At 40.5% G+C, this 25,105-nt stretch carries 19 protein-coding genes and 1 other RNA gene; 18 read left to right on the top strand and 2 right to left on the bottom strand.

The features are described from left to right. The first annotated feature begins 56 nt into the window (after window positions 1-56). On the top strand, window positions 57-1,316 hold the full coding sequence (locus OKC24_RS13245) for an OmpP1/FadL family transporter (protein WP_228257620.1): 1,260 nt from the start codon (window positions 57-59) through the stop codon (window positions 1,314-1,316). A gap of 103 nt (window positions 1,317-1,419) precedes the next feature. On the opposite strand, the gene hemB is transcribed toward OKC24_RS13245, so the two are convergent. Continuing rightward, entirely contained in the window at window positions 1,420-2,433 is a 1,014-nt protein-coding gene (gene hemB / locus OKC24_RS13240) for a porphobilinogen synthase (RefSeq protein ID WP_130147257.1), read from the bottom strand. 99 nt (window positions 2,434-2,532) lie between these two features. Here hemB and OKC24_RS13235 point away from each other — a divergent pair, with 99 nt between their 5' ends. From OKC24_RS13235 to OKC24_RS13225, 3 genes are all read left to right on the top strand, one after another. Further along, window positions 2,533-3,048: a thioesterase family protein gene (locus tag OKC24_RS13235; RefSeq protein ID WP_130147259.1), complete on the top strand. Its 516-nt coding sequence runs from the start codon at window positions 2,533-2,535 to the stop codon at window positions 3,046-3,048. A gap of 242 nt (window positions 3,049-3,290) precedes the next feature. Beyond that, complete coding sequence (locus tag OKC24_RS13230; protein WP_130147261.1) at window positions 3,291-4,442, top strand: HlyD family secretion protein; 1,152 nt, start codon at window positions 3,291-3,293, stop codon at window positions 4,440-4,442. A 6-nt stretch (window positions 4,443-4,448) separates the two neighbouring features. Then, window positions 4,449-5,975: a DHA2 family efflux MFS transporter permease subunit gene (locus tag OKC24_RS13225; RefSeq protein WP_130147263.1), complete on the top strand. Its 1,527-nt coding sequence runs from the start codon at window positions 4,449-4,451 to the stop codon at window positions 5,973-5,975. 76 nt (window positions 5,976-6,051) lie between these two features. Here the strand turns inward: OKC24_RS13225 and glpK are convergent, their stop codons facing one another. After that, a complete protein-coding gene (gene glpK, locus OKC24_RS13220) occupies window positions 6,052-7,536 on the bottom strand; it encodes a glycerol kinase GlpK (protein WP_130147265.1) in 1,485 nt (494 codons plus the stop codon). A 130-nt stretch (window positions 7,537-7,666) separates the two neighbouring features. Between glpK and ssrA the strand changes: the two genes are divergently transcribed. The 14 genes from ssrA (at window position 7,667) to OKC24_RS13150 (ending at window position 25,083) form a co-directional block, all read left to right on the top strand. Next, window positions 7,667-8,025: a transfer-messenger RNA gene (gene ssrA / locus OKC24_RS13215) on the top strand. Between the two features lie 183 nt (window positions 8,026-8,208). Further along, window positions 8,209-9,345 (top strand): tyrosine-type recombinase/integrase, encoded by a 1,137-nt coding sequence (locus OKC24_RS13210; protein ID WP_265465584.1) that lies wholly within the window; start codon window positions 8,209-8,211, stop codon window positions 9,343-9,345. Between the two features lie 235 nt (window positions 9,346-9,580). Continuing rightward, entirely contained in the window at window positions 9,581-12,178 is a 2,598-nt protein-coding gene (locus OKC24_RS13205; protein WP_265465582.1) for a hypothetical protein, read from the top strand. A 288-nt stretch (window positions 12,179-12,466) separates the two neighbouring features. Then, on the top strand, window positions 12,467-13,342 hold the full coding sequence (locus tag OKC24_RS13200) for a YagK/YfjJ domain-containing protein (protein WP_307735400.1): 876 nt from the start codon (window positions 12,467-12,469) through the stop codon (window positions 13,340-13,342). A gap of 103 nt (window positions 13,343-13,445) precedes the next feature. After that, a complete protein-coding gene (locus OKC24_RS13195) occupies window positions 13,446-13,724 on the top strand; it encodes a hypothetical protein (protein ID WP_265465580.1) in 279 nt (92 codons plus the stop codon). Window positions 13,725-13,746: 22 nt separating this feature from the next. Then, window positions 13,747-14,781, top strand: coding sequence for a DUF932 domain-containing protein (locus OKC24_RS13190; RefSeq protein WP_265465578.1), 1,035 nt, complete (start codon window positions 13,747-13,749; stop codon window positions 14,779-14,781). Window positions 14,782-14,912: 131 nt separating this feature from the next. After that, window positions 14,913-15,974, top strand: coding sequence for a YqaJ viral recombinase family nuclease (locus OKC24_RS13185; protein WP_265465576.1), 1,062 nt, complete (start codon window positions 14,913-14,915; stop codon window positions 15,972-15,974). A gap of 229 nt (window positions 15,975-16,203) precedes the next feature. Continuing rightward, the gene (locus tag OKC24_RS13180; RefSeq protein WP_265465619.1) at window positions 16,204-17,088 is read left to right on the top strand and encodes a recombination directionality factor; all 885 of its coding nucleotides are present in this window, start codon (window positions 16,204-16,206) and stop codon (window positions 17,086-17,088) included. A gap of 76 nt (window positions 17,089-17,164) precedes the next feature. Continuing rightward, complete coding sequence (locus OKC24_RS13175) at window positions 17,165-17,395, top strand: helix-turn-helix transcriptional regulator (RefSeq protein WP_265465573.1); 231 nt, start codon at window positions 17,165-17,167, stop codon at window positions 17,393-17,395. Between the two features lie 72 nt (window positions 17,396-17,467). Then, entirely contained in the window at window positions 17,468-18,052 is a 585-nt protein-coding gene (locus OKC24_RS13170; RefSeq protein ID WP_265465571.1) for a class I SAM-dependent DNA methyltransferase, read from the top strand. Beyond that, complete coding sequence (locus tag OKC24_RS13165) at window positions 18,045-19,052, top strand: DUF8808 domain-containing protein (protein WP_265465569.1); 1,008 nt, start codon at window positions 18,045-18,047, stop codon at window positions 19,050-19,052. The genes OKC24_RS13170 and OKC24_RS13165 overlap by 8 nt, the downstream gene beginning before the upstream one ends. A 117-nt stretch (window positions 19,053-19,169) precedes the next feature. Next, entirely contained in the window at window positions 19,170-22,229 is a 3,060-nt protein-coding gene (locus OKC24_RS13160) for a type I restriction endonuclease subunit R (protein WP_265465567.1), read from the top strand. Next, on the top strand, window positions 22,223-23,854 hold the full coding sequence (locus OKC24_RS13155) for an HsdM family class I SAM-dependent methyltransferase (protein ID WP_265465565.1): 1,632 nt from the start codon (window positions 22,223-22,225) through the stop codon (window positions 23,852-23,854). The genes OKC24_RS13160 and OKC24_RS13155 overlap by 7 nt, the downstream gene beginning before the upstream one ends. Beyond that, the gene (locus OKC24_RS13150) at window positions 23,851-25,083 is read left to right on the top strand and encodes a restriction endonuclease subunit S (protein WP_265465563.1); all 1,233 of its coding nucleotides are present in this window, start codon (window positions 23,851-23,853) and stop codon (window positions 25,081-25,083) included. The genes OKC24_RS13155 and OKC24_RS13150 overlap by 4 nt, the downstream gene beginning before the upstream one ends. Window positions 25,084-25,105: the final 22 nt, after the last annotated feature.

Here is a 25,105-nt window from a genome sequence, read left to right as displayed (position 1 = left end):
CGATTACAAAATATGGCTAACAAAATATGATTTTCTTAATTGACTAACAGAACTTGATGATGAAACCAGCTTATAAAACGTTGAACCGCACTTTAGCATCGGGCATTTTTGCCGTCTTGGCCAGTACGGCAGCGAACGCAACAACGGGATATTTCATGCATGGCTATGGTGTAAAAGCGCAGGGCAATGCGGGAACCTCTATTGCCAATTTTAATGATGCTTTGAGCATTGCCAGCAACCCTGCTGGCTTAAGCTGGGCAGGACAGCGTATTGATGTTGGCGCAACGCTATTTGCCCCAAACCGGTCTGCAGAAATTACCGGCAGTCCGGCAGCCAATGGCGAATACAGCGGCAATGGCCGTGAATATTTTGTACTCCCAGAAATCGCTTACAGCCATCAGGTGAATTATCAGGTGGCTTTAGGTTTTGCTATATATGGCAATGGCGGCATGAACACCATCTATAAGCAGAATCCTTATGAAAAATTCGGCAATACGGGTACAGCAGGCGTCAACTTGGCTCAAGTGTTTTTCTCGCCATCGGTTGCGTGGAAATACAGTGAAACGCAATCGTTAGGCATTGCGGCCAATATTTTATATCAGCAGTTTGAAGGCAAAGGGATTCAAGGATTTGCGATGCTGTCTCAGGATGGCGGCAATTTAAGCAACAATGGTAAAGACTCTTCGACGGGCATCGGTTTCCGTGCTGGCTGGTCGGGCAAGTTTCTGGATGAAAAATTGACGCTGGGCGCGAAATATTCTTCCAAGATTAGAGCGGATAAATTTGACCAATACCGCGGCTTATTTGCCGAAAATGGCGGCTTTGATATACCTGAAAGTTATGGCATTGGGGCGGCAGTACAGGTAACCCCTGCATTTGCGGTTGCAGCAGATGTAGAGCGCATCAATTATTCAGATGTGGCATCGGTGGGGAATCCTTTAGATTTGTCTCAGCCTCTGGGCTCTGCAAAAGGTTCCGGTTTTGGCTGGCAGGATATCAATATCTACAAGTTAGGCCTGACTTACCAAGCAGCGCCTAAATTGACCTTGCGCGCTGGGTATAGCCACAATGATCAGCCCATTAAAAAAGATCAGACTTTCTTGAATATTTTGGCGCCAGGGGTGGTGCAGGATCATTTAAGCGCGGGCGCCACATGGCAGCTGGATGAGCGTCAGGATGTCAGCATTGCCTATACGCATGCGCTGGAAAAAGAAGTGAAGGGTGAAAATTCAATTCCAGCAATGCTCGGCGGCGGCGAAGCGAATCTGAAAATGAGCCAAAATATCCTAGGTTTAGCCTACAGCCACAAGTTTTAAACGCTTGCATTAACGCTAAAATACAGACTGAAAAGCTTAGATTCTTAGCAATAAAAAAGGCATCTCACCGGATGCCTTTTTAGGACGAAATTAAGCGGTTTGCTTATTTCATCTCTTTCAGTTTAAGCGCCGCTTCTTCTGCAAAATAAGTCCAAATACCGTCAGCGCCTGCACGGCGGCAGCTCATCAGCGATTCGATGATCACATTGTCAGACAGCCAGCCGTTTTGAATGGCGCCAGCGAGCATGGCATATTCACCGCTCACTTGATATACAAACGTTGGAATGCCAAATGTATCTTTAACTTCACGCACGATGTCTAAATACGGCATGCCTGGTTTAACAATCACCATGTCTGCGCCTTCCTGAATATCCAGCGCAATTTCATGCAGGGCTTCGGCACGGTTGCCGATATCCATTTGGTAATTGTATTTATTGCCGCCTTTCAGGTTGCTGGATGAACCGACTGCATCACGGAACGGGCCATAGAAACTGGATGCGTACTTCGCGGAATAGGCCATGATATTGGTATAAATGTGGCCATTGGCTTCTAAAGCCTGACGGATTGCGCCGATGCGGCCATCCATCATGTCGCTTGGCGCAACAACATCCGCGCCTGCTTCGGCATGGCTCAGCGCCTGTTTAATCAGGCATTCGACAGTTTCATCATTCAGCACATAGCCGGTATCATCAACAATGCCGTCTTGGCCATGTGTAGTATAAGGGTCCAGCGCGCCGTCAGTAATCAGCACCATTTCCGGCAATTCTTTTTTCAGCAGCCGTACCGTATTCTGCACCAGGCCATCTTCATGCCAAGCAGCTTCAGCCGTTAGGCTTTTATCTTCCTGCGGCGTCACAGGGAACAGCGCCAGTTTGGAGACGCCTAATTCCATGAGCCGTTCGGCTTTTTTCAGCAGCAGATCTGCAGATAAGCGCTGAACATTGGGCATGCTTGGAATATCTTGGATTTGATTTTGCCCCGGCAGGACAAATACTGGGTATATGAGATGGTCGGTCGTCAGCTGTGTTTCACGAACCATGGTGCGAAGTTGGCCATTTTTGCGGATGCGGCGCATGCGGGTGGCGGGAAATGCTGGACGATTGAACGTATAGGTCATAACAATCTCAATGATCAGTATTAAACTTTCAGGTATTGTAGCCCCAGAATCGCCTTTTGGGTGAAATGTAATAGATTTTTGTTTTAGGAATTCGAGCAGATGACAGGCAGTACGGAAACAAACAGTACAGAAAAAAGTTGGACAGGCAATATTGGTTCTGGCTCGGATATTGATATCAATATGATCTTGGAAAAAATTTGCCAAGCGTTCAACAGTTCTCCTTTTTACCTGCATAACGGCATGCAGATGCGGGTGGTGGATGGCCAGGTCGAAGCGCATGTGGAAATGGGCGCAAATCTGATCGGCAATGTGGCGTTTCAGATTTTGCATGGCGGCGTAGCGGCGACCCTTTTGGACAGCATTGGAGGCATTTCCGCCATGGCGGAGCTGTACCGCAAGTCTGCGCCAGAAGATTTGGCTGAAACCAGCAAAAAAGTTTCGCGCTTAGCCACAGTGGATATGCGGGTGGATTATTTAGCACCAGGCCGCGGCGAGCATTTCTGCGCTCGGGCGGAAACACTGCGTTTAGGGCGTAAAGGATGCACGATGCGCATGACCATGGTGAATGATGAAGGCAAAGCGATCGCTACGGCCATCGCATCTTATGCATATTAATTTTGAACTCAGCTAAATCAATCATAATTTACAGCATTCAATGAAAATTGGATGCTGTTGGCAGAAAAAGACTGACCAGTTACATTTATATTCTCAACAGATGACGATCTCGCTATAAAATGCGTCAAATTTAAAAAGAAATGACTTTCTCATCGACACCATTGAGGACAAAAATGTCCGTTTTCTTGCGTGAGGCAAGAGTGATGCCGTCTGACCAAGTCTGTTGGATTTAGGAAAAATCAATGACAGATGCTCCAAACACACTGCCAGATTCTCAAACTGCTGATCAGCCAAGCGATCAGGAATTAAAAGCCAAGCGCAAGAAAAGCTTAAGTTTTGTCGCGCTGATTGTAATTCTTGCGGTCATTTTATATTTGATTTGGAAAGTATTTTTTAATCATTCAGTTTCAACGGACAATGCCTATGTCGGTGCGGAAACAGCCACAGTAACGTCCATGGTGACTGGGCAGGTGGCAGAAGTCTTGGTCAGCGATACGCATCAAGTGAAAAAAGGCGACCTGCTGGTGGTTGTGGATAACCGCGATGCCAAAATTGCGCTTGCGCAGGCTCAAGCCGAATTGGCCAAAGCGAAGCGCCAGTATAAGCAGACCTCCGCGAACAGCAATTCTTTAAACTCGCAGATTTATGTCAGCGATGATGTGATTCACAGCGCAGAAGCGCAAGTGGAAAAAGCGCAAGCAGATGCCGGAAAAGCGCAGGATGAATTGCAGCGGCGCAGCCAATTAGCAGCTTCCGGCGCGATTTCCAAAGAAGAGCTCAGTACGGCGCAAAGCGCTGTGAATACGGCAAAAGCCAGTTTAGATGTTGCGCAAGCAGGCTTGAATCAGGCAAAGTCTAGCCAAAAAGCGGCGCAAAGCAATAAAGCCGCGAATGATGCCTTGATTCAAGGTAGCAATGAGAACTCAGCCCCTGATGTTTTAGTGGCTCAAACGCGTGTTGAGCAGGCGCAGCTGGATTTAGAGCGTACGCAAATCAAGGCGCCGTTTGACGGAGTGGTCACCAGCCGTAAAATTCAAGTGGGGCAGCGCGTAGCGCCGGGCAGCGTGCTGCTGATGGTTGTGCCTTTATCGCAGCTGTATGTGGATGCCAATTTTAAAGAAAGCCAGCTGGAAAACGTGCAGCCGGGTCAAAAAGTTACGCTGACCTCAGATTTATACGGCGATTCGGTTGAATATCAAGGGACTGTGGTTGGCTTTTCTGGCGGTACGGGTTCGGCCTTTGCTTTAATTCCTGCACAGAATGCGACGGGCAACTGGATTAAAGTCGTACAGCGTTTACCGGTGCGTATTCAGTTAGACCCCAAAGAATTGGCTGAGCATCCTTTGCGTGTCGGCCTATCGATGGAAGTGAAAATTGACCTGACATCGAAGTAATCGCCTATGAATACTTATGTTCCCTATGGCGACCTAAAAGGCAGCCGGCTGATACTGGCGGCTTTTGTGCTGGCGCTGGCGAACTTTATGGTCGTGCTGGACATGACCATCGCCAACGTTTCAGTCACCCATATTACAGGCAGTCTGGCGGTTTCCAGCTCGCAGGGTACGTGGGTCATTACCTCTTATGCCGTGGCGGAAGCCATCTGTGTGCCGCTGACTGGCTGGCTGGCGGGGCGTTTTGGCGGGGTAAAAGTATTTACCTTCAGCTTGATTGGATTTACAGTCTTTTCAGTGCTTTGCGGCTTGTCGACCAGTTTGGAAATGCTGGTGTTTTGCCGAATTGGGCAGGGCCTGTTTGGCGGGCCAATTATGCCGCTCAGCCAAATGCTGCTGCTGCGGATTTTCCCGCCAGAGAAGCAGTCACAGGCTATGGGCATGTGGGCGATGACCACTGTAGTTGGGCCAATTTTAGGGCCAATCTTAGGCGGTTCTATCAGCGATAATTTATCTTGGCATTGGATTTTCTTTATCAATATTCCAGTGGGTATTATCTGTGCTATGGCTGCGATGCGCCTGCTGAAACCAGCGGAAACAGAAACCGCAAAACTGAAGATTGATATGGGCGGTTTAATGCTGCTGGTGCTATGGATTGGCGCGCTGCAGCTGATGCTGGATTTAGGCCATGAACACGATTGGTTCAACAGTCCATTTATTGTGGTCTTGGCTTTAACGGCATTGATCGGACTGATCGTGTTTACCATATGGGAGCTGACCGAACGGCATCCTGTGGTAAATATTCAAATTTTCAGATACAAGAGTTTCACGATTTCAGTATTGGCTTTAGCCATGGGCTTTGGCGCATTCTTTGGCAGTATTGTGCTGATTCCGCAGTGGCTGCAGATTAATTTGGGCTATACAGCAACATGGGCTGGCTATCTCACGGCAACCATGGGTTTTGGCAGTTTGACCATGTCGCCTTTAGTAGCAAAACTGGCGACCAAATATGACCAGCGCGCTTTGGCAAGTTTTGGCTTAAGCATATTGGGCGGGGTGACGCTAATGCGCGCCTTTTGGACGACCGATGCCGATTTCTTTGCACTGGCTTTGCCGCAAATTCTGCAGGGTTTTGCTGTGCCGTTTTTCTTTATCCCCTTGTCCAATATGGCGATGTCCGCAGTCAAGCCGCAGGAGTTGGCATCTGCGGCAGGCTTAATGAATTTCTTAAGAACCATGGCGGGCGCTATCGGCGCATCCATTGCGGTGACCATTTGGGATGATCACACTAAGCTAGCGCGCAGTGAGATGGTCGGCAGTCTGCATACGGAGGATGCTAAAGCTGCGCTGCAGCAGCAGGGCATGAGCAGCGAAGCCATACAGGGTTATATTTCCAGCCTGGTGGATAAAGAGGCGCTGACCTTGTCAGCCAATCATGTGTTTTTATTGCTGTCATTTATCTTTATTACAGCGGCCTTGATCATTTGGCTTTGCCCGCGGCCGAAAACTGGAGCGGGCGGCGGCCATGCGCATTGAGTGACAGTTGTTGATAAAATAACCGCTTTTATTAAGCGGTTATTTTATGGATGAGCAGCATGATAGCAAGTATGGATTACAGATCGGATTTCGCGCGTTTTAGTGCAGCTCGCCACTGTTGCAGATGATATTCACGCTGATCTGCATTCATTTGGGGTTCAAAAGCGCGTTCCAGCTGCCAAGACTGTGCAATCTCGTCTAAATTGGAAAATACTCCAGATTTTAAGCCTGCCATCGCGGCAGCGCCCCAAGCCGTGGATTCGAGCAGTTTTGGACGAAGTACTGGAACATTCAGAATATCGGCCTGAAACTGCATCAGCATGTCATTGGCGCATGCTCCTCCATCGACTCGAAGCTCTTTCAGCGGTTTGCAAATATCAGATTGCATGGCCGTCAGTACATCTGACACCTGAAAGGCAATGGCCTCTAAAGCAGCCCGAGCGATATGCGCCTTGCTGGTGCCGCGCGACATGCCGCAGAGCAGGGCGCGCGCCTCGCTGTCCCAGTGCGGTGCGCCAAGGCCCGTAAATGCAGGCACTAAAACAACGCCATCTGTAGATTGAACTTGGCTGGCAAGCTTTTCCACTTCACTGCTTTTTTGAATGATGCCGAGGCCGTCACGCAGCCATTGCACGATAGCACCAGCCATAAATACACTGCCTTCCAGTGCAAAAGTGGTCTGATTCTGTGCTTGCCAAGCGAGAGTAGACAGCAGTTTATTTTGGCTGAATTGCACTTCATGCCCCGTGTTAAACAGCATAAAGCAACCTGTGCCGTAGGTATTTTTCGCGGTTCCTGCTTCAAAGCAGGATTGGCCGAATAGCGCTGACTGCTGATCACCTAAAATGCCGGTGATGGGAATATTAGCGCCAAGCAAGCCTGGCGCCGTATCTGCTACATAGCTGTCAGAACTGATGATTCTAGGTAAAACTGAAACAGGAATTTTAAATAACTCCAGCAGCTCCTCATCCCATTGCTGGTTTTGCAAATTCATCAGCATGGTACGTGAAGCATTGCTGGCTTCAATCACATGTTCTGCGCCTTGAGTTAAATTCCAAATCAGCCAGCTGTCTATGGTGCCAAAAGCAGCATGGCCTTGCTGCGCTAATTGACGCAGTCCAGAAATATTTTCCAGCAGCCAGACTAATTTGCCCGCACTGAAATAGGGGTCGATTCTTAGCCCCGTTTTTTGATGAATGCGATCATGCAGATTTTGCTGTATGAGCTGATTGCACCATTCTGCTGCGCGCCGGTCTTGCCAAATAATGGCAGGGGCAAGCGGCTTGCCTGTGCGCTTATCCCATACGACCGTCGTTTCGCGCTGATTGGTGAGCCCAATGGCTTTGATGTCTTTGGCAAGAATGTGCGCCGTGGCTAAGGCTTGCTGTACAACAGCAATTTGCGAGCTCCAAATCTCCTGCGCATCCTGTTCTACCCAGCCTGAATGCGGGGTATGTATACGTGTTTCGCGTTGCGCCGTTGCCTGAACTTGACCTTGTTCATTGAAAATAATGGCACGACTCGAAGTGGTTCCTTGGTCGAGTGCAAGTAAGTAGCTCATAAATTATTTTATTGTTGGACTTGAAAACCAAAATATTAACGCAATTATGTAATTAAGCGCATATCAATGTGTAATTGTTTTAGAAATTGCATCGCAATTTTTTGCAGTTATGCTATGATAGCTCTCAATTGGGGATGTTTCTGGCTTCGACGCTGGTGATGAAACTCATAGATGCATGTCGAGAGCGCATTTTCTCTCGTAAATCAAATTTGCATTTTTTAGTCGCAAACGACGAATCATACGCTCTAGCTGCCTAAGGGCAGCTTGTCCGCCTCTCCGAATACTTGTGGTTAGAGAGTCCGACAGAAGCGCACGCACACAAGTCCGTATAAAGTCAAGCCTCGGGGCTTTGTACTAAATTAAGAGGATCGCGATTTGTACCCTGTTCGTCGGGTCACAAAGAGTTAAAACAGTAGACGATATCTAAGCATGTAGTATTCTCGAGCGTAATGCTGGCGGACGCGGGTTCAACTCCCGCCATCTCCACCAAAATTTAATTCAGAGATGTTCGACTGAATGTGAAAAAGCCTTTAAACTCAATGTTTAAGGGCTTTTTTATTGGCTGTATTGTCCGATCCAATCCTAAGCTGTGTGACCCAATTTTTGCCTTCAGTGGGTAATTATTGGGAAAATTTACCCAATTATTTTTAGTATTAAATAGGGTAAATACAGATGAAACTCACCGATACAGAATGTAGAAAAGCACAACCGAAAGAGAAGCGGTATCGCCTCTCTGATGAAAACGGTTTATCTCTACTTGTGACAACTGCTGGTCAAAAATATTGGAATGTCCGCTATACCGTACATGGGCAGCGTCAATCTGAATCTTTAGGTCCATATCCAGATTTGAGTTTAAAGAAAGCAAGAGAGCTAGCACTTGAACTTAAATACAAGCATTCTAAATCTGTACTGTATGAAGATTTGAAACCTTACTTTAAGGAAGTGGCTGAAGATTGGTTTGAGAATCAGCGAGAAACCTGGTCCCCTAAACACATCAATAATGTACGTGCATCGCTTGATGAGCTTAATTTGAGCTTAGCGAATAAAAGAATTAATCAAATTCAAGCGCCTGAGATATTACAAGTTATCAAGAAAATAGAAGCTAGAGGATCTTCTGAGGTTGCGAAAAGGACGCTATCTCGTTGTGGTATGGTCATGAAGTATGCCATTGCACATGGCTATCGATACGATAACCCCGCGAGTGATCTTGTTTATGCGTTGAAAAATAAACGCGTTAAGAATTTAGCATCCTTACCTGAATCAGAAATGCCTGAGTTCTTAAGATGTATTAAAGCCTATCCAGCAGATGCGCAAACACATCATGCCATTATGCTGATCATGATGACAGGTGTGCGTGTAAGTGAATTATTACAAGCGAAGTGGGAGGAGTTTGATTTAGAGGGACGTAAATGGGATATCCCAGAAGAGCGAATGAAAAACCGTTTACCCCATCGTGTACCCTTAACAAATATGATGATCGCTGAGCTTCAAGCTTTACGTTTGACACATAACCAAGATTTGTTATTTCCGCATCGTTTAAATAATAAAGAGCCTATGCGTAGTGAATCTATTTTGGCTGTGATCAAGCGATCTGGTTATGCAGGGCGAATGACCACACATGGTTTTAGATCACTCTTTAGTACAGTGCTTAATGAATCAAATCTATTCAATCCTGATGCTATTGAGCGTCAACTTGCACATGTACCTCAGAATAGAATTCGTTCGGCTTATAACCGAGCACAGTACTGGGAAGAGCGTGTGAAGATCATGGAGTGGTATGGCGAGAAAGTAAGGGAGTGGCTTAATTAATTGTTCTAATTTTTGAATAAATCACCACGCGAAATGCGTGGTTTTTTTGCGCGTGTGTATAGCTTAAAACTCAAAATCATATCGATTTTATTGGCTAGATATAATAGCTTAAATTTATATTTTTATATCTATTTTTATATGATTAAAAATGATTATTTTTGAAAAAATATTGAGTTCTAAATCTGTATGATATAATTTATTCTTTAATTATAAAACAGAAGCTTAAGTCTAAAATATGAGTGCTCAGACTAGATTAATTAAACAAAAAAATCAATTTTTTAAACAGTTGGATATTTTGTATAAGGAATTATATTTTTCAGAAGAAATGAGCGGTAGTGAAAAAAATTCCTATAGTCCAGCGATAGCTGTTTATGCGCTATTAGATAAAGTGATTCCCTATCTTATAAATAGCTTTAAGGAGGGGAGATATGAGTTTGATCAGCATTCAAGAAATTTAGAGCTTACTGCATTTTTGACAGCTTTAAAGCAAGTCGAAGTATTTCCAGATCTAAAGGAATTTAGATATTCAAATGATGATTTTTTTGAGTGTCATGAATTTAATGACTTTGTTCAGAGAGTTCAAAGTCGGCGTGAGGAGATTACTTTGCCGAACTCACAGAGTAATTACAAAGATGAAACGAGATTATTTCCGTTTTCAGTGGATGGTTTTGCTGAAGCTTTTTTAAAAAAATATATCGAACGGCGTGTGGCTAAAAGTCAATCATGGCTAAAGGATTTGCAATTTGATTTAAAAAAAGAGGCTAATCAGCATTCTGTCTTTTTTAGGGAAGAAATTTATCCAAAAATTGAATCGCTCCTTGCTCAAGTTGGGTTTCTCTATGTAGTTACTTTTAAAGTCACAGTTTACTCAAATCAGGCCGATGACTTTGATTTGAAGCATATGATCAATCTTTTTGAAAATTTTGGTCGGTTGCGCGAAATAAAGTATGTGATGGCAGTCGATTATTCTTTCGCAAAAGATTGGCAAAGCTATTATGTTGTTTGTTTTGTACAAAATAAGTCTGCATCTACTATTGAAAATATCATTGCAGAAGATTTAGAAGATGTAGTTCGGAAAGAAATAGAGAACTCATCATCTAAAAGTCTAAGCATTCATGTTGAATCCCTAAATGATAAATTTAGATTGCTTATCTCATCAATGAGTAATGACAAGCTTTTTGTGATCAATACTGAGAATACTAGCAGCGAGCTTATACATCGCCTTGTTTTTGGCTTAATTGAAAATTTATTAAATTTTGGGAGATTGAGTTCTATTCACATCGCTTCTAAACAAAGGCCTGAGAATAACCATAATTCAAAATTTTTATCAGATGTATTGAACTTATTGAATGGGGCTCCACGACAGCAAGAACCAAAAAGGAGAACATTGCCGAAGCAAGAAATAATCTGGCTGGAATGTAATGCATTGGATAATTATCAAAGTTTATGGAATATATTGCATTGCCCTAGAACTAAGCTGATTTGGGATCAGAAGCATTTGTCTGAAAATTCTAAGGAATACTTGACTCAGGTTTCAATGATTGTTGCTGAACAGATGGCAATTTGGAATTTATCTATATTCACTGAATTAGTTATTAAAATTGAATTTTTTATTTTAACATTTATGGAGTCAAGCCTTTTAGGTTTCCATCCTTTTGATACAGACTATCGAATTAAAAAATGGCATTCCCCTGTATCTTTTGAGCATGTAACATCTCGTCATCTGCTTCAGTTTGCTGAAATCCTTAAACAGATTGAATTATTGGTTGAGCTTAAAATGAAGCTGGAAGGAAAAATAGTCAGTAAAACATTGGGGTACTTTCTTTCAGTCTTTCGTAACCAGATTAATGATACTTATAGTTCAGGATTGCTACAGCATTTTTTATATTTGGATTTGGAATCAGAAAAAAATCAAGAAAAGATAGATAAATTATTGGCAGAATATCAATTTACAGAGACGTTGTTTTTTTATCCTAAAAAAAATATAGAAACCAAGCACTCAGTTTTACCTTCAAATTTTGCATCCAAGGAAAAGGTTGAGAAAGATGAGATTAAAACGGATGTAAATAGAAGTTCAACCTTAATTATTGGTTATAAGGACTCAACCAGCTCATTGGTCATTGATGAAATTCCCCCTTATAGACCTCTCAATAATCGGCAGATCATAACGAATGACGTTGAGGATCAACCACGCCATTTACTTCACATGCAAAGGCATAAGACACGGTTAATTAAAGTTAAGGAAATGTTGAATGTTTCGATGCGGCAAGATGTTGTAATCATTCGATGTTTATTCTCCGAGAAATCAAAAGACAGAATTACGCAACAAGACCTATCTAAAATTTTTTCAAATATGTTGCAGACAAATAAAAAAAGTTTACCTTTTTCATTCATTACAGGATATTTAGGCTACTGGGATGGCGTAGAGAGAAGTGCTTCCAATAAAATCCTTGGCTTTGCCGCAAATGTTTTATTTGTTTTTAATGCACAGGTTTTAACTCAGTGTCCTAATTTGCTGGATACCTTAACCGAAGCCTGGCTAAAATCATGTCAAAACTATATCCCAGAAAAGGGAGATAGTAATGGCATCGATGGAACAGTTAAGCAATTGAAATTAGCTTACTCGGTACCAGAGCTAAATTGCCAGCAACTTATAGTTGAAACAACACATAAAAAATTAGCAAAAATTTTTATTCATCATGTTGCACCAATTGCAGTCTATCAAGATCTGTTGGATGATGAAATCTATCAAGTCCTACCAAAGTGGCTGATCAAAAAAAATGTAAAAACTAGTCCTGCAAAAACTGCAAAATTGAAAAAACCAAAAACCTAACTTCCGCTTCCATCATTTCTATAAAAATAGGGGAAATCGTAAAAATTTCCACGTTTGCTATAGAAGTATAGATTTTGAAATTATTGGCCGTGAACTTGGATCAGGACAAGTGGAAATTGCTAGGATATATATTTAATATATTATTTATTAAATACTTAATCTTATTAATCAACCTTCATCATCCCCAAATGATGAAGGTTTTTTTATTGAGTTAAATATTTCAGGTCATGTGTAAAAAATACTAAGCAGTGATTCCTATGAGTTTACTCAATCACAGGAAATACACTCATGAATGAAACACAAACCTTACTTGATATTGAAAACTTCATGCTAAAGGTGATGAAAAGCAAATACCGCTGGAATGATTTCGAAGCGGACTATGATGAACTGAAACGAAAAGCTAAAGCCGTTTACAAACCGGAATGTGAGTACAGTCCTTTAGTGCAAGCATATTTCGATCTTTTGCCTGAACATATTTCTTGGGAGGATGAGGAGATCTTTGAGGATAAGAGAGTATTTCAATGCTTTCAGCGTGAGCTAGCAGAACTGCAGGAAAACTTCATAGATAAATTCATTATCAACAATCAACGGAATCAAAGAAACCTGAAGGATTATTTTAATGGGCTAGTGGATCATCATCGTAAGCTATTATTAGTGCGAGTCGATCTTTCGTACAGTTCTCAAGCACAGCCGAGTATAAGCCGATTCAATCGTGATGTTAAAAAAATGGTCAGCCGTGTCCAGGATAGGGATACTATTTTTAAAGGACAGGTTGGCTACGCTTATCGCTTAGAGCAGGGTGGACAAAGCAAAGGTTATCACTGCCATTTGCTGGTTATTTATAACGGCTCATTGCACATTCATGATTCTTACTTAGCTCAAAGTATTGGGGAGCTTTGGGAAGATAAAATCACTGGCGGTGATGGTTTATTCTTTAACTGTAATCAAGTACGCCATAAAGAAAAATATCAGGTTTTAGATAAACTCGGTATTGGAATGATTGAAAGGGGTAATGCAAAGGCGGTTAAGAATGCATTGCTTGCGATTAGCTACCTTGCCCATCCTGAAAAAGATAATCAATACCTGAGAGCACCATTGTCTGGCATGAGGGAATTTAGTAAAGGCTGTTCTATACGCAGAAAAAGGGATTCCAAAAAATCATAGATATACATCATTAACATGAAGATTGAATGTTTATATTTTCCTTTCATTCAAAGTCAGAGGCTTGCCATACGGTAAGCCTTTTTTCATTTTTGAGGTATATCTTATGAGTATCAATTGCCCTTATTGTTTTTCCGATCAAACCATCCAAGTAGTAAATCAGCAAGTAACTGGTAGTGAATCTTCAGGTTTTGGAGCATCTGCATCCTTTGCAAGTATTGGTGCATCCATTTCTAAGAGTCTACCTTTACCTGTGTCGCCATTGATTGGCGGGATAGCCGGTGCTGTCATTGGCGGTCTGTTTAGTAGCGTATTCGATGAACCTAAAAAACCGATCAGCATGACTTACTACCACTGTAACAACTGTCAGCAGAACTTTCGTTGATAAAACATAGGAGATTGCAACGATGGCACATCAAGTCGAACAAATGGCCTATGTTGGTGAAACCCCTTGGCATGGTCTAGGCAATCAACTCTCACCACAGCAACCGATAGAAGTGTGGGCGCAACAAGCAGGGATGGATTGGCGTATCGAATCATCCAATGTTAGCTACATGGCACAGAATGAACGTGGTCAGAACATTATCCTACCGTTTGAAGAACAGCGTGTGTTGTATCGCTCAGATACACATGCTCCATTATCTGTGGTCAGTCAGCGTTATCAGGAAGTACAACCGAAAGAGATCTTGGAGTTTTACCGTGATCTGACTGAGCAATCAGGCTTTGAGTTGGAAACAGCAGGGGTCTTAAAAGGCGGTAAGAAGTTCTGGGCTTTAGCACGCACAGGTCAAACCACTGCATTAAAGGGCAAGGATGTCAGCAATGGCTATGTACTCTTAGCATCAGCTTGTGATGGTACGCTTGCAACTACAGCGCAGTTTACGAGTATCCGTGTAGTGTGTAACAACACTTTAGCGATTGCACTTAAAGGAGCATCAGCGAGTGCAGGTGTGGTTAAAGTCCCACACAGTACCAAGTTTGATGCAGAGAAGGTCAAACAACAATTGGGGATTTCAGTTCGTGCATGGGATGAGCACATGTATGAAATGAAACAACTTACACAGCGCAAAGTTAGTCAGCAAGAAGCCAAGGCTTACTTTGATGCGGTGTTTAACAATAGCACCATGTCAATTGCTGATCCTGAAGAGAACATCATCCAGTTCTATCGTCAGGTAGCACAAAATGCTGAAGCGCAAAACAAAGCTGAACCCAATGGAAAAGCCATGACCAAAGCCTTGGATATGTTTAATGGTCAAGGTCGAGGTGCAGAGCTCTCTTCTGCTAAAGGCACAGCTTATGGGCTACTGTGTTCGATCACCGAATTTATTGATCATGAACGTCGTGCCATGAGTACCGACCACCGTCTAGATTCTGCTTGGTTTGGTGCAGGCGCTGCTTTGAAACAACGTGGACTAGAACAAGCCTTGTCATTGATGGCCTGAGCTTGACTTAGCCTAAGCACATTTCCTTAAACCTAACACCACTATTACGGCCGTATCCAGCTTGATGCTGGATACGGCTTTTTTTATGCCGTTAAAATTTTACAAAAACCGATATTTATAAGGATGACACAATGAATCAAATGAACCCGATCGTACATCAGTCTCAGCCAACACTGCCGCAATCAGTATTGAATCCATTAAGTCCACCTAAACGTTCCAGTGCAGCCAGACGTTTGGTTAGCACCAAAGATATGGCCTATCAGGATTGGCTAGAGGTTCGTAAACAAGGAATCGGCAGTAGTGATGCAGCCACAGCCTGCGGCTTGAATCCCTATATGTCCATGCTGGAACTGTGGTTGATCAAAACAGGACGTCAAACTCAATCGATTGAAGATGAAAGTTCAGGTGTTGCACCGCTATATTGGGGTAAACAGCTTGAACCATTGGTTGCTGAGTTCTATAGCATGCATACCAATAACAAAGTGCGGCGCGTCAATGCAGTGCTTCAGCACCCAGATCCCGAGAAATATTTCATGTTGGCAAATTTGGATTATTCGGTAGTGGGTAGCGAAGAGGTCCAAATACTGGAATGTAAAACAGCAGGCGAACATGGAGCAAAACTGTGGCGTGATGGTGTACCACTTTATGTGCTGTGTCAGGTTCAGCATCAGCTTGCAGTGACAGGGAAGCAAGCTGCACATGTATGCGTGTTGCTCTGTGGCCATGAAACTAAAGTTTTTAAAGTGATGCGTTCAGAGTCAGTCATCCAGCATATTGTGAATGCTGAACGATATTTCTGGGAATGCGTGGAAAATGATACACCACCATCGGTTGATGCCAGTGCATCAGCTGCTGAAGCGATTCAAAAGCTTTACCCAAATCATATTCCGCTGACTGTGGAAGATCTATCTCAAAATGAAAACGCCAATCACACCTTTGCAAAGCTGATCAAACTCAAAGAACAGATTCAGCATAAGCAAGAACACTTCGATCAGCTCAAGCACCAAATTCAAATGATGATGAAAGATGCCGAGCGTGCTGTATTCAATCGTGGTTCAGTCGTGTGGAAAAAAGCCAAAGACAGCGTTGGCCTAGATACCAAGACACTGTTGAAGCATCAGCCGGACTTGCTTGAGCTCTATCCGCTGCATAAAACAGGAAGTCGGCGCTTCAATATTTATCTGGATGACTGATTACATTCATGCCCGCATAAAAAAATCGGCAAAGCAGCCCCTTCGCCCCATCCTCAAATAAGGATAGGGCATTGGACAGCTTTGCCAGATCGATTGACCGATGCACAACATGATCTCCTGTAGCCATGGATGTGTTTTTGATTAGATGAATGAAAGAGAAATTGGCGAAGGAGCGGGTGCTTCTATAGAAAAGGCCAATTCGTATAAAAATGCAAAGAGGAATGAAAACATGATTAAAGGTTTAGCAATTACACCACCAATCCTAGGGCGTATTAGTATTGGGCGAGTTGTGGAAAAGAATGGTAAGCGTCTGCCTGAAAAAGATGATCAATTTACGATTACGTCTCAAATCCAAAACAAAGAGGGCTGGGTAAAGCATCCGCTAGATGAGCAACTTCGGGCGAATGCGCCCAACCTAAAACTACGTACTATTCCAGTTCGCTTGATTTTTAATGATCCTGATCTAAATTTACGAGCTGAGTACAGTATGTTTGACCGTCAAACAGGGCGTCCAGTTTGTGTGGGTAATGGTGAAACGTGTCAGCGACTGACTCAACAAGGGGTAGAACAACATCCATGTCCTTCACCTGATCTATGCTCATTGGCTCAGGGAGGGAACTGTAAACCTTATGCTCGACTGCATGTCAATCTCGATGAGTCGGATGAGTTTGGTACATTCATTTTCAGGACTACTGGATTCAATAGTATTCGTACTTTGGCTGCACGACTCAGTTATTACCATGCTGCATCGAATGGGCTACTTTCCTGTTTGCCGCTACAGCTAACATTAAGAGGCAAGAGCACAGTGCAAAGTTACCGCCAGCCAGTGTATTACGTGGATCTGACATTACGGGAGGGTATCAGTTTGAATGATGCAATTACTGCTGCCAAACAGATTGACGAGCAAAGTAAATTTGCCGGATTTTATCAGGAAGCATTAGACCATACAGCAAGGCAAGGCTTTGCCAATGCGAAGTTTGAACTGGATAGGGAGGAAGGATGGGAAGTGGCTGATGAATTTTATCAGCTGGAAGATTTATCGCAGTCTGAGCAGCAGGGCGAAGCTTTTGATATTCAACAGGGGTTGAAAGGGTCTGTAACTGCATTGAATTGAGTGTACAGGTAAAAACTTACTGAATGGCCGTATCTCATGAGTGATTTGCTCGTAACCATGAGATAAGGAAAATAAAATGAACGCATTAATAGGTCAAACATTTCAGATCAATCAATTAATTGGTATTAAGGATGTTATTCAGCTAACTGTACTGAGCCGATCAACAATTTATGCCATGATGGATCAGTATTCCCCTTACTACGACCCAAGTTTTCCTAAAAGCGTAAAAATATCACAAAATCGTATTGCTTGGTCTGCATTGGAAATCCATCAATGGATTGAAAGTAAACTGGCGAGCCGTGAATAAAACGGGAGCTTCGGCTCCCTTATTTTTTGTTTTCTTGTAGACTGATCTTAAAATTTAGCCTAAGTGTTCTGAGTGAAAACAATAGATTATTACAACCATCATGCAGAAGAATTTACCCACTCAACGCTCTATGTTGATATGGAAAGCTTGTACCAACCATTTCTAGATTTATTACCAACCAATGCTCGTATCTTGGATCTTGGTTGCGGGTCGGGTCGCGATACTCTAGCTTTTAAAAACAAAGGATATCTGGTTGATGCAATCGATTACTCTGAGGCGCTTGTTAAAAAGGCAAAGGAGCTGACAGGCATTCAAGTGAAATATCAAAGCTTCTATGAGCTTGATAAAGCCACTGTTTACGATGGGATTTGGGCTTGTGCATCTTTGCTTCATTGTGAGCGTGATCGATTAGCTGAAGTCCTTGAAAAGATGTTTCGAGCGTTGAAGTCTGAAGGTGTGATCTACATGTCATTTAAATATGGGGATTCAGATCGAGTTAAAGATGGTCGAGAATTTACCGATCTAAATGAAGACCAAGCACAAGAACTATTAGCTCAGTTTGAACAGCTCGGTTTGGTTGATCAGTGGATTACAGTGGATAAGAGACCGGATCGGGAAGAGCGGTGGTTAAATCTGCTTTGGAAGAAAAATGATTAATTGCATTCCCACAGCTAAAGAGCAGCTAAAATTTCTGAAAAATATCCAACTGATTTTGCAGTCAGGTAGTTTTAGCAGTACCTATAAGTTTGCACTACTCATTAGTCTCAGTCGCTTGGCGATTGAAAAGGGCGAAGATAGTGGTGAGCCATTAGCACTTGAGTACAGCGGAATTGCTGAGAAGTTTATTGAGCTGTATTGGAAGCAGGCTGTGCCCTATAACTTTAATGACGAAGGGCAGCTTATTTTAAATCAGAACAACGGTAAGCAAGCAGCGATTGTAAATCGAATCATTGAGCTAAGGCAGATTTATTCATCTCTTGGACTATTAAGGCGAGATGTCGCTATTTGGTCGAAGCTGGTTAAAGATGTGGCTCGTACCGTAAAAGACATGCCTGTCCGCTATTTGCAAAACATCAATGGTCAGAACTTTGAGTTTATTTATAAGCATGCGCAAGCCAAACAACAGCTGACCTTATTACCACAAGTGATGTTTTGCTTACGGCAGTTTAGCGAGATTATTGAAGAGTTATGTCAAAAGCGTTGGATTGATTACATTCGAAAGAATAGTAGCAATGAACCTATCTTAAATAAGCTCCCGAACCTTGAGCAATTCATGTTTGAGCCAAACCGTAATCAGCTCAATGCAGTAGCGAATGTTTTGGTAGAGTTACAAGACTGTAAGTGCTTCTACTGCAACAAACCGATGAGAAAAGGTAATTATGCTGTGGATCACTTTATTCCATGGTCGATGTATCCATCGGATACAGGGCATAACTTTGTATTGGCAGATTCAAGTTGTAACGCTAAAAAAAGTAATCTGCTTGCCTCAGATGAGTTTTTGCATAAGTGGCGTGAGCGCAATGAAGAGCAGGATCTCATCATTGTCGACCGAATTTCTGTACTTGGCTTTCTAACAGACAAAGAACGGTCGCATAAAGTGGCAGAGTGGGCGTATGCACAGGGGAAAGAAAATGGCTACGGCTTTTGGAGCTCATAAATCTAAGAATTAATCAAAGAGTAGAATATTAGAATTTTCTTTTACCCATTAGTAGAATTTTATCTTTATTGTTGTTAGCTTAGTATTTGATAAATAAAATTTTAGTTTGAGGGTTCCATGAAGTTTAATGAAGATGCTCGCGTAAAAATTCCAACCATTCTTCATTTAACAAGGCTTGGTTATAAGTATCTTTCTTTAAAAGAACATACATGGGATATGGAGTCTAATATTTTCCCAGAAATTTTCTTGGAATCAGTAAGCCGCATTAATCCTTCATTTGAAAAAGATGATATTCAAAGAGAATTACAAGATTTAAAGCTAACTTTAGACAATGATGATTTAGGGAAAGTATTCTTCAGTAAGTTAGTCAATCGTTCTGGTATCAAACTCATTGATTTTGAAAATATCAATAACAATACATTCAATGTTGTTACGGAGTTTACTTGTCAAAACGGAGATGATGAATTCCGTCCTGATATTACGATCCTAGTCAATGGTATGCCTTTAGTCTTTATTGAGGTGAAGAAACCAAATAATAAAGATGGTGTCTTAGCGGAAAGAGACCGAATAAATAAGAGATTTCAAAATCCTAAATTTAAAAGATTTGTTAACATCACTCAATTCATGATCTTCTCAAACAATATGGAATACGACGATGAGGCTATTCAGCCAATCATGGGAGCTTTTTATGCTACTCCGTCGTATCACAAGCCAAGTTTTAATTACTTCCGAGAAGAAGAAATTTTTAATCTTACGCATTTATTGAGTCCTTTATCTGAATCAGAAGAAATTCGTATTCTTAAAGACAATAATTTTGAGGTGATTAGAAATAGCCCTGAATTTATTACCAATAAAGATCCTAATAGACCTACCAACCGAATTTGTACTTCGTTGCTAAGCCGAGAGCGTTTAGCATTTATGTTGCGGTATTCAATAGCTTATGTGGAAACAGAAAATGGTGTGCAAAAACATATCATGCGCTATCCACAACTGTTTGCAACTAAAGCAATTGAAAGAAAACTTGATGAAGGCATCCGTAAAGGAATTATTTGGCATACGCAAGGTAGTGGCAAGACAGCACTAACTTACTATAACGTCAAATTTTTGACGGATTATTATCAAAAAACGAATGTAATTCCTAAGTTTTATTTCATTGTGGATCGACTTGATTTATTACAGCAAGCACAGAGTGAATTTGCAAGTCGTGGGTTAGTTGTACATACGATTAACTCTAGAGATGAATTTACTAAAGATATTAAGGCAACTAAGGTCATCCACAATAACAGTGGTAAACCAGAAATTACTGTCATCAATATCCAGAAGTTTGCAGATGATCCAACGATTGTGTCTACAAAGGATTACAGTGTTGAGATACAGCGTGTTTACTTCTTAGATGAGGTACATCGTAGCTATAACCCTAAAGGTAGCTTTCTAGCAAATTTAGATGTTTCTGATCGTAATGCAATCAAAATTGGTCTGACAGGAACTCCGCTATTAGGAACAGATTACAATTCAAGATCACTGTTTGGAGATTACATTCATAAGTATTACTACAATGCTTCAATTGCTGATGGCTATACATTACGTTTGATCCGAGAAGATATCCAAACCAACTATAAAATTGCTTTACAAGAGGCATTAGCGCAAGCAGAAGTTAAGCAGGGAGATGTCGATAAAAAAATTATCTATGCGCATCCAACTTTTGTAGAACCAATGTTGGATTACATTGTTCAAGATTTTGAAAATAGTCGTGGTGCTTGCAATGATTCGACTATAGGTGGAATGGTCATCTGTGATAGCTCAGAACAAGCGAAACAGATGTTTGAAATTTTTAATGCAAAATATAAAAAAGACAATGATGCTATTAAGACAGATACATCTTATACAGAGCATCTAAAAGAAAAAAACAAGGTTAAATCTGCTGCACTCATTTTACATGATGTGGGTGATAAACAAGAGCGCAAAGATTGGATTGATGCTTTTAAAGCAGGGAAAATTGATTTTCTCTTTGTGTATAACATGTTGTTAACTGGTTTTGATGCCCCTCGATTAAAGAAACTTTATATTGGTCGTGTGATTCGAGAGCATAACTTACTTCAGGCATTAACTCGTGTGAACCGTACTTACAAGGATTTTAGGTATGGTTACGTTGTTGACTTTGCAGATATTCGAAAAGAATTTGATGCAACAAACAAAGCCTATTTTGAGGAATTGCAAGCAGAGTTAGGTGATGAGATGGATAGCTACTCGCATCTCTTCAAATCCAAAGAAGAAATTGATCAGGAAATTAATCAATTAAAAGATTTATTATTCCGTTTTGATACTGACAACATGGAATCTTTTGCTGATCAAATCCAACAAATTGCTGAACGTAAACAAGTATTAGAACTTAAAAAGAGCTTAGCTGATGCAAAAAGCTTATATAACCTCATGAGGTTACAGGGGGACTATGAGCAACTTCGATCTTTAGACTTTGAAAAGATCAATATCATGTTCCGAGAGACAAGCAACCATTTAGATATGCTGAATTTAAAAGAGAGTATTGAAAGTGGTGAAGACACTACCAATTTACTCAATTTAGCACTCGAAGATGTGATTTTTAAGTTTAAGAAAATTGCTGAAGAGGAGTTGGTCTTAGCAGATCAGTTAAAAGATACATTGCGTAAAACGAGAGAGGCTTTAGCAAGTAATTTTGACCAGCAAGATGAGAAATTTATCAGCTTAAAAGAAGAACTCGAACGTCTGTTCAAAAAGAAAAAATTGAGTGAAGTCACCCAGCAAGAAATGGTTGCTAATATTGGTACTTTGCAACAAATTCATGAGCGAATAAAAGAGCTGAATCGTGCGAATAAGCAACTCAGTGATAAATACAAAGGCGACATTAAGTTCACACGGGTTCATAAAAGACTGCATGAACAAGGAGATATTTCAATGTCTGAAAGACAGATTTATGAAGCTTTGATCGGACTCAAACAGGATGCAGATGAGCGAGTTTTAGACAGTGAAAATGTACTGGATAACGAAGCATACTTTGCTCGAGTGATGATGCCAAACATCATCAAACGCTTTAAAAATGAACAGAACATTGCATTAAATCCTACGACAACACGGTATATTAACCAGCTTGTGGTAAATGAGTACCTCAAAGAGTTCAATGGTGGTTCAGGGCAATGGTAGAAATTCAGTTTCAGCAAAAAGTTAGAGAGCTTATTGATGGTTTAAAAGCTATCTGTGCTAACTATGGACTTGGTAATGATGGTAATGAATTTAAAATTATCACGCAGGCTTTTTTATATAAATTTTTGAATGATAAATTTGCTTATGAAGCAAAAAAAGTGGAACCAAGTTTAGCTGAAGCTGAAAAATGGGAAGATGTGCTCTCTAACATGTCGGATGATGAGTTAGAGATGCTTGCGTTACAAATGCCAGCAGATACAGCAACTCTCAAACCACAGCACTTTATTAGCTACCTATTCAGCCAGCAAAATGAACCTAATTTTTCAAAACTTTTTGATGATACATTAAGAGATATTTCTATTCAGAATAATGAGATTTTTGCGGTTCAAACTGATGGTGGTGCAAAAGTTAAGTTATTTGATGAACTTAGTCAGTATATTAGTGATCCTTCCAAGCGTGATGAATTTTGTAAAGCGATCATTAATGAATTAGTAGAGTTCAGTTTCGAACGTATCTTCGATCAGAAGTTTGATTTCTATGCCTCTATTTTTGAATATTTAATTAAAGACTATAACTCGAATAGTGGTGGTAAGTATGCAGAATATTATACGCCACATGCAGTGGCACGTATCATGGCTGAAATTCTTGTTCCCAAGGATCAGCAAGGACAAGTAAAAAATGTGACTTGCTATGACCCAGCAGCAGGTTCAGGCACATTGCTAATGAACGTGGCTCACGTTATTGGTGAATCTCGTTGTGCCATATATACACAAGATATTTCTCAAAAGTCTTCAAATTTATTACGTTTGAATTTAATTCTAAATAACTTAGTTCACTCTATTCCCAATGTAGTACAAGGTAATACAATGCTTCATCCATACCATAAGGATGGGACTGAACTTAAAAAGTTTGACTATATTGTTTCAAACCCTCCTTTTAAGTTGGATTTTAGTGACTTTAGGAATGATTTAGACAATAAGGCAAATAAAGAGCGCTTCTTTGCTGGAATCCCTAAAATTAAAGTAAAAGATAAGGACAAAATGGAAATTTACCAATTGTTCTTACAACATATTATCTATTCATTGAAAGATGATGGTAAAGCAGCAGTAGTTTTACCAACGGGCTTTATTACAGCTCAATCTGGTATTGATAAAAAAATTAGACAAAAATTAATTGACGATAAAATGTTAGCTGGTGTTATTTCAATGCCGTCTAATATTTTTGCCAATACTGGTACAAGTGTTTCAATTATATTTATAGATAAAAAAAACAAAGATAAGGTAGTTTTAATTGATGCCTCGAATTTAGGGCAGAAAATAAAGGAAGGTAAAAATCAGAAGACCTTGCTAACTCTTCAAGAAGAAGAGAAAATTATTAATATCTTCAATAAAAAAATTGCTGAAGATGAATTATCTGTTGTTGTTAATTATGAGGATATATCTAATAAAAATTATAGCTTAAGTGCTGGTCAGTATTTCGAGGTGAAAATGGAATACGAAAATCTAACACCTGAAGAGTTTAAACTTAGAGTGGATGATTTTTCACAAGCTATTGAAGAGCTGCTTAAGAAATCTAACATGTTAAGTAATCAAATTAAAAACAAGATTACGGATTTTGAATTATGATTGAAATTCGTAAATATAAGTTTGATGAGCTGTATTCTATGAGTTCAGGAATAAACACATCTCCTGACCAAGCAGGACATGGTCATCCTTTTCTATCTTTTTCGACAGTATTTAATAATATTTTTATTCCTCAGGAATTACCAGATTTAATGAATACAGATGAAAAAGAACAAAAAACTTTTTCTATCAGAGCAGGAGATATTTTTTTAACTCGTACTAGTGAAACGTTAGATGAGCTAGCTATGTCTTGTGTAGCCTTAAAAGACTATCCATGTGCTACTTTTAGTGGATTTGTTAAAAGATTAAGACCTATTGATAGTGAGAAAGTTTACCCAAAATTTATTGCATTTTATTTAAGATCACCTATTTTTAGAAAAACAATCACAAATAATGCAGTTATGACATTGCGTGCAAGTTTTAATGAAGCAATATTTTCCTATCTATATGTAAATCTGCCTAGTTATAATGATCAAGTAAAAATAGGTGATTTTTTATATTCTATTTACGAGAAAATAGAAGTAGATAAGTCACTAAAATTAAAATTTGAAAACTTTGTATCTACTATATATAGTTTTTATTTTATTAATTTTAATTGTTTTGATTCTGATAAAAATAAAAAATTAACTTTTAATAATGTTTTAAATAGAGATATACCGAGTGGTTGGAATGTCTTTTCTCTTTCTGAGATCTGTGATATTCGGAAAGGAGATTTAATAACTGAAAAAACTGCGGATACAAGTGGGTGTTATAAAGTAATATCTGCGGGTATATCTAACTCTTATATGCATAGTGAATTTAATAGAGAAGTTTATACTATTACAGTTAGTGCGTCGGGTGCGAGTGCTGGATATGTTAATTTTTGGAGAGAAAGAATTTTTGCGAGCGATTGTATAACAATTCGTGGAAATACAGATGCTTTAACCTTTTACATCTATGAGTATCTAAAAACAGTCCAGAATTATATTTTTAGCCAGGCTAGAGGATCAGCTCAGCCACATGTCTATTCTAATGATCTTTATAATCTAAAGATCTTAATTCCACCTAATGAAATTTTAGAAAAATTTTCTAATTTTGCATTTATTTTAAATGAAAGAATAAGGAATGCTATAGAGGAAAACAACCAGTTAACTACTTTATATAATTGGTTATTACCTATGTTAATGAATGGTATGATTTCTATTCGAGATGCGGAAGAGCATCTAGCTAAAACTTTTGAGCAAAACGAATAAAGTGTTAATGCGTCAAGTTATG

Origin of the sequence: Acinetobacter entericus (genome assembly GCF_026168575.1) — a bacterium.
GTDB classification, from domain to species: Bacteria; Pseudomonadota; Gammaproteobacteria; order Pseudomonadales; family Moraxellaceae; genus Acinetobacter; species Acinetobacter bouvetii.
This window is presented reverse-complemented; position numbering and strand designations above follow the sequence as displayed.

Excerpts from the sequence above, each read along its gene's own strand:
- OKC24_RS13245 (WP_228257620.1), top strand. The coding sequence starts at position 57 with ATGATGAAACCAGCTTATAAAACGTTGAACCGCACTTTAGCATCGGGC.
- hemB (WP_130147257.1), bottom strand. The coding sequence starts at position 2,433 with ATGACCTATACGTTCAATCGTCCAGCATTTCCCGCCACCCGCATGCGC.
- OKC24_RS13235 (WP_130147259.1), top strand. The coding sequence starts at position 2,533 with ATGACAGGCAGTACGGAAACAAACAGTACAGAAAAAAGTTGGACAGGC.
- OKC24_RS13230 (WP_130147261.1), top strand. The coding sequence starts at position 3,291 with ATGACAGATGCTCCAAACACACTGCCAGATTCTCAAACTGCTGATCAG.
- OKC24_RS13225 (WP_130147263.1), top strand. The coding sequence starts at position 4,449 with ATGAATACTTATGTTCCCTATGGCGACCTAAAAGGCAGCCGGCTGATA.
- glpK (WP_130147265.1), bottom strand. The coding sequence starts at position 7,536 with ATGAGCTACTTACTTGCACTCGACCAAGGAACCACTTCGAGTCGTGCC.
- OKC24_RS13210 (WP_265465584.1), top strand. The coding sequence starts at position 8,209 with ATGAAACTCACCGATACAGAATGTAGAAAAGCACAACCGAAAGAGAAG.
- OKC24_RS13205 (WP_265465582.1), top strand. The coding sequence starts at position 9,581 with ATGAGTGCTCAGACTAGATTAATTAAACAAAAAAATCAATTTTTTAAA.
- OKC24_RS13200 (WP_307735400.1), top strand. The coding sequence starts at position 12,467 with ATGAATGAAACACAAACCTTACTTGATATTGAAAACTTCATGCTAAAG.
- OKC24_RS13195 (WP_265465580.1), top strand. The coding sequence starts at position 13,446 with ATGAGTATCAATTGCCCTTATTGTTTTTCCGATCAAACCATCCAAGTA.
- OKC24_RS13190 (WP_265465578.1), top strand. The coding sequence starts at position 13,747 with ATGGCACATCAAGTCGAACAAATGGCCTATGTTGGTGAAACCCCTTGG.
- OKC24_RS13185 (WP_265465576.1), top strand. The coding sequence starts at position 14,913 with ATGAATCAAATGAACCCGATCGTACATCAGTCTCAGCCAACACTGCCG.
- OKC24_RS13180 (WP_265465619.1), top strand. The coding sequence starts at position 16,204 with ATGATTAAAGGTTTAGCAATTACACCACCAATCCTAGGGCGTATTAGT.
- OKC24_RS13175 (WP_265465573.1), top strand. The coding sequence starts at position 17,165 with ATGAACGCATTAATAGGTCAAACATTTCAGATCAATCAATTAATTGGT.
- OKC24_RS13165 (WP_265465569.1), top strand. The coding sequence starts at position 18,045 with ATGATTAATTGCATTCCCACAGCTAAAGAGCAGCTAAAATTTCTGAAA.
- OKC24_RS13160 (WP_265465567.1), top strand. The coding sequence starts at position 19,170 with ATGAAGTTTAATGAAGATGCTCGCGTAAAAATTCCAACCATTCTTCAT.
- OKC24_RS13155 (WP_265465565.1), top strand. The coding sequence starts at position 22,223 with ATGGTAGAAATTCAGTTTCAGCAAAAAGTTAGAGAGCTTATTGATGGT.
- OKC24_RS13150 (WP_265465563.1), top strand. The coding sequence starts at position 23,851 with ATGATTGAAATTCGTAAATATAAGTTTGATGAGCTGTATTCTATGAGT.